General features: G+C 72.9%; 1 protein-coding gene and 2 pseudogenes. All 3 read left to right on the forward strand.

What is annotated here, in order from left to right:
- A pseudogene (locus ACYVPE_RS39520) lies at positions 1-125 on the forward strand (ATP-binding protein); the annotation flags it as partial.
- Between the two features lie 569 nt (positions 126-694).
- Positions 695-3,475, forward strand: a complete 2,781-nt coding sequence (locus tag ACYVPE_RS39525) for a sensor histidine kinase (RefSeq protein ID WP_461038683.1) — start codon at positions 695-697, stop codon at positions 3,473-3,475.
- A gap of 1 nt (position 3,476) precedes the next feature.
- Positions 3,477-3,571, forward strand: a pseudogene (locus tag ACYVPE_RS39530) (roadblock/LC7 domain-containing protein); the annotation flags it as partial.

Here is a 3,571-nt window from a genome sequence, read left to right on the forward strand (position 1 = left end):
TGCGGGAGGCGCTGCAGATCGGCCCCGACGCCCCCATCATCACCACCGACGCCCGCCACCGGTCCGAGGCCAAGAGCGGCCTGATCACCCTCGTCGAGCACGCGCTCCTGGCCCGCCTCCACTGACCGGGCCCACCCCGCTCGTCCCCGCCGCCCGCCGGCTCAGCCGGCGGGCTGTGCTGTCTGTGCCGGAGGCGCGGGCTGTGCCATCCGTCACGGCCATCCGTCACGGCGTCACCGAATCCGTGCCTCTCGTGCAGGGGTTCGTAACAATTCGGCCGGCAATTCCGCACATTGTCTGCACGGGCCGCAAGTGGACGGCTCCGCTCCGCGTACGAACCCTCCGGGCTTTGTGGGGTATCGCGTGTGATACCCCGCTTTGTGGGCATTGATCGGTGGCCGGAATCGGCACGGTTTGGGGGATTGGAAAGTCATCGCGTGGCGTGTTGGAATCCACGCAACCCCCGGGCGTGACCGGCCCACCCGCGATGGCGAAAATCAATGCCGAGAGGTGACAGCCTGTGAGGCGCAACTCCGCGACTCCTCCGTTCCCCGGAGAAGCGGCCGCCCACGGCGAACCGAGTCGGGGCGCGTTCCAGCCGCCGGCCGCGGCCCCCGGTCCGGCCGCCGGTGCCGTGGGAGACCAGGAGCGCCCGCCACCCGCCGGTTCCCGGTTCGCCCCCCGCAACCTGCGGATGGCCACCAAGCTCTACGCGATCCTGCTGATCCCCGTGCTGGTCGCGCTCCTCCTGGGCGGCCTCCGCGTCTGGGGTTCCTACGACCGCTGGCAGGAGGCAGGCGACGCCGAGCGCATCGCCGAACTGGTGCGCGCCTCCACGGCCTACGGGCACGCGCTGATCGACGAGCGCGACCTCACGGCCCAACCGCTCCTGCGGGGCGACCAGTCGGCCGAGGCCGTCGCCGAGGCCAGGGCGGCCACCGACGCGGCGCGCCAGGAGTTCTCCGCTCGCGCGCAGGACGCCCCGGACACCGCGAGCCTGCGCCGCCGCCTCGCCGCCGTCGCCGAGGTCGAGCCCCAGCTCCAGCCGCTGCGCGACGCCGCCTACACCGACGACCTGCCGGGCGTGGCCACCGAGGAGGGCTACGTCGCCGTCCAGCACCCGCTGATGTCGTTCTCCAACGAACTCGGCCTGGGCTCCGACAACATCACCTCCTACGGCCGAACCGTCTACGCGATCTCGCTGGCCAAGGCCGCCAGCTCGCTGCAACGGTCCATCGGCACACACCTGTTGGTCGCGCCGGGCCCCGGCGAGCAGCTCACCGAGGCGCAGCTCACCGCCTTCGGCTCCTACGACTACCTGGAGAACATCGCCCGCGCCGAGTACACCGCCGCCGGCACCCCGGAGGACGCCGAGCGGCTGGCCGAGGCGATGGCCGCCGCCAACGACGCGGCCGCGGCCGGCGCCCCTGGCGCCCCCGACCTGCGGAGCATGGTCGAGCTGATCTCCTCCGGCGCCACCCCCGAGCAGCTGTCCGCCCAGGGGGTCACCGCGAACAGCTGGTTCCAGGCCGCCACCGCCGAGTTCGACGCCTACCGCGACATCGAGGTCAGCCTCGGCGACGAGGCGGTCGACGAGGCGTTGGACGTCGCGGGCGCCGCCAGGCGCGACATGATCGTCAACTCCGTCGCGGTGCTGGCCGCCGTCCTGCTCGCCCTGGTGCTCGCCGGCCTGGTGGCCCGCGCCATCAGCCGCGACATGCGCCAGCTCCGCGCCGCGGCCGCCGAGGTCGCCGAACAACGGCTGCCCGCGATGGTCCACCAGCTCTCCCGCACCCGCCCGGGCGACGTCGACACCGCGGTGGCCCCGATCAGCATCGTCGGGCGCGACGAGATCGGCGAGGTCGCCCGCGCGTTCGACCAGGTCCACCGGGAGGCCGTCCGCCTCGCCGCGGAACAGGCCCTGTTGCGCGGCAACGTGAACGCCATCTTCACCAACCTCTCCAGCCGCAACCAGGGACTGATCGAGCGCCAGCTCACCCTGATCAGCGAGCTGGAGAACCGCGAGGCCGACCCCGAGCAGCTCGAGCACCTGTTCAAGCTCGACCATCTGGCCACCCGGATGCGCCGCAACGGCGAGAACCTGCTGGTGTTGGCCGGCGAGGAGCCGGAGAACCGCTGGAACCAGCCGGTCGCGCTCGTCGACGTGCTGCGGGCCGCGGCCTCCGAGGTGGAGGCGTACGACCGGATCGAGATCTCCGGCGTCCCCGAGACCGAGATCCAGGGCTCGGTCGTCAACGACCTCGTCCACCTGCTGGCCGAGCTGCTGGAGAACGCCACGACGTTCTCCTCGCCGCAGACCAGGGTTCAGGTCACCGCCACCCGGCTGCCGGACGGGCGGATCATGGTCGAGATCCACGACAAGGGCATCGGCCTCACCCAGGAGGACTTCGCCGAGATCAACAAGCGGCTGGCCGAGCCGCCGGCCGTGGACGCCGCCGTCTCCCAGCGGATGGGCCTGTTCGTGGTCGGCCGGCTCTCGCTGCGGCACGGCATCCGCGTCCAGCTGCGGCCCTCGGGCGAACAGTCGGGCACCACCTCGTTGGTGATGCTGCCCGACACGTTGACGCTGGCGGGCGGCACCGGTCGGCGCCGCAAGCCCCCGCGCGACGAGGCCGTGCCCGCCCTCACTGCCGGCGGCTCGGTCGACGTCAGCGAGGCCGACCGCAGGGCCGCCGCCCGTGCCGCCGCCGAACTGGGCTTCGACGAGTCCCGGTACGGGAGCCCCGGCGACACCATCGAACTCGACCCGGTCGGCCGCTCGCTGCTGCGCGGTGGGCGCCGGGTGGCGCTCGATCCGGCCGGCGCGCCCCCGGCGTCCGCGGCCGACCCCGGCACGCCTCCCGCGCCCCCCGCACCCCAGCCCACCGGGCGGCACGCGGCCGGGCCGTCGGCCGAAGGGCGGCCCGAGGCCGGCCCCGTGCCATACCCCGGGTATGGTGAACCGGCCGACGCACCACCGGTGTTCGGCGGTTTCGCGCCGACGGCGGAATCTCAACTCGGAGGTCCCGCCGGCGCCCAGCAGCGCGTAGGCTTCACTGCACCAGACCAGGTCGCGGCGCAGTACCCCGCGACCACCAGCGCGGGGCTACCCCGCCGGGACCGACAGTGGCAGCCCGAGGAGGATTCGGCACAGCGACCGCGGGAAGAGGCTCCGGCGTCGTCGACGTCGGACGAGGTGCGATGGGATCGCGGACCACGCCGCGAGGAGCGCACCGGCGGTACCACGTCCTCGGGGCTCCCGAGGCGAGTGCCCCGGGCCAACCTGACGGAGCACCCCATACCGGAGCCGAAACCCGGCGGTCCTCAGATATCCCGGGACCCGAACGACGTCCGCGGCCGGCTCAGCAGCCTGCGCCGCGGGGTGGAGCAGGGCCGCGGCGCGGGGAAGAGCCGCGACGCGCAGAACGACGAACGGGGCTCAGGCCCCGGTCACACCTACGATCAGGAGCGTTAGTGTGAGCCCGATGAGCCAGGCGGCGCAGAACCTGAACTGGTTGATCACCAGTTTTGTGGACAACACCCCTGGGGTGTCGCACACGGTGGTGGTTTC

This window comes from Streptomyces mayteni (assembly GCF_054783955.1).

Coding starts and splice junctions, on each gene's coding strand:
- ACYVPE_RS39525 (WP_461038683.1), top strand. CDS start 695: ATGGCCACCAAGCTCTACGCGATCCTGCTGATCCCCGTGCTGGTCGCG.